Annotated in this window: 1 protein-coding gene; it reads left to right on the top strand. The window is 64.0% G+C overall.

All coding sequences use genetic code 11. The features are described 5' to 3' along the window. Nucleotides 1-177 precede the first annotated feature (177 nt). Nucleotides 178-531 (top strand): cupin domain-containing protein, encoded by a 354-nt coding sequence (locus tag EN914_RS35835; protein WP_024503728.1) that lies wholly within the window; start codon nucleotides 178-180, stop codon nucleotides 529-531. The last annotated feature ends 748 nt before the right edge of the window (nucleotides 532-1279 follow it).

The following is a 1279-nucleotide window of genomic DNA, read 5'->3' on the forward strand; positions in this document are numbered from 1 at the left end:
ATTTTTGCCTATGGTGCTGATTTGCGCCAGTGACCCGCCGCACAGGCGGGTTTTTGTTTGATGCACCGTCAGCCAAGGTGCCGGCCGTATGGCGCCGGCATTGCTCGCGGCAGATGCATCGGTTATCTGACCGGCCAGGCAAACAGCGCCACGCAATCCCCAAACGGAGTTCAGCACATGACACGCGAGACAATCCTCAAATTCGGCACCGTCGAACACGCGGACGCAGGCGATCTGGCTGGCTGGATCGTCGTCGAGGGCAGGCCGACCATGCAAACCGCCGTCCAGCACACGACCGAGGACGGCAAGGTGTTGTCGGGCACCTGGCGGGCGACACCCGGCACCTATCACGCCACCTATACCGACTATGAGTTCGTGCACATGATCGCCGGCCGCATCATCATCACGCCGGACGGCGGCACGCCGGTCGAGGTCGGCCCCGGCGATGCCTTCGTCGTGGAAGCGGATTTCAAGGGAACCTGGAAGATCATCGAGCCGGTGACGAAGCATTTTGTCGTGCGGGTCGGCTGAAGCGGGGTGATCCGTCTGGCCGCGCCATCGCGGCGAGTGCTCAAGCGAAGCTTTTTCGTGCCTCCGGGGGCCTTTTGGAGGCCATCCCACCCGACATCGCCTGGGTGTCGCCGATGGCTCGGAGGAGGTGCGCTGACCTGGGCGCGGTAAGCGTATTCGCTGATCTCTGCATTCGCCGGGGCCTCGGCCAGGCCACTCCTCGGACTCCGGTCATTGGGTCATGAAGGCGTCTGTGGCGTCATCCAGACGGTCGGCCTCGACATGAATGATACGGCACTCGCCAGCCAAGCGATCTCTCATCGGTGCTTACCGGCCAAGTATCCTTGATACACCGGATTGATCCCCTAGTTCTTTCGGGGGCGCGGCAATCGCGAGGTTGCCTCGGGGGCAGCGGCGGTTCGCGCCGTTCTGACTGCACGCCGCGGAAAGACGGTTGGACCGACGCATCCATGGAGGTCGTCGTGCGTCAATCGCGTGGATTCACCTGTGCGTATTTCGTCTTAGCTTGCTCGATCGCGGCAGTTTGCGCAGGAGCTGCAACGGGTGGTCAGCAAGGCGGAGGGCATGGCAACGGCCATGGTTCTGGTGGCCATGGTGGCGGTGGAGGTCATGGCGCCGGCGGCAACCAGGGCGGCTCGCACAAAGGGACTGGCGACGACCCCGGCGGCTCCAGTTCGTCGGCGGACGACGGCGAGACCAGCACAAGCGGCACTACGACAGCCCCGGGGACTGTAGGTTCGGCCACCGC

The organism is Mesorhizobium sp. M7A.F.Ca.CA.001.08.2.1 (assembly GCF_003998455.1).
Classification (GTDB): Bacteria; Pseudomonadota; Alphaproteobacteria; order Rhizobiales; family Rhizobiaceae; genus Mesorhizobium; species Mesorhizobium ciceri.

Bases quoted from the DNA above. Each gene is read 5' to 3' on its own strand.
- EN914_RS35835 (WP_024503728.1), top strand. From the start codon at position 178: ATGACACGCGAGACAATCCTCAAATTCGGCACCGTCGAACACGCGGAC.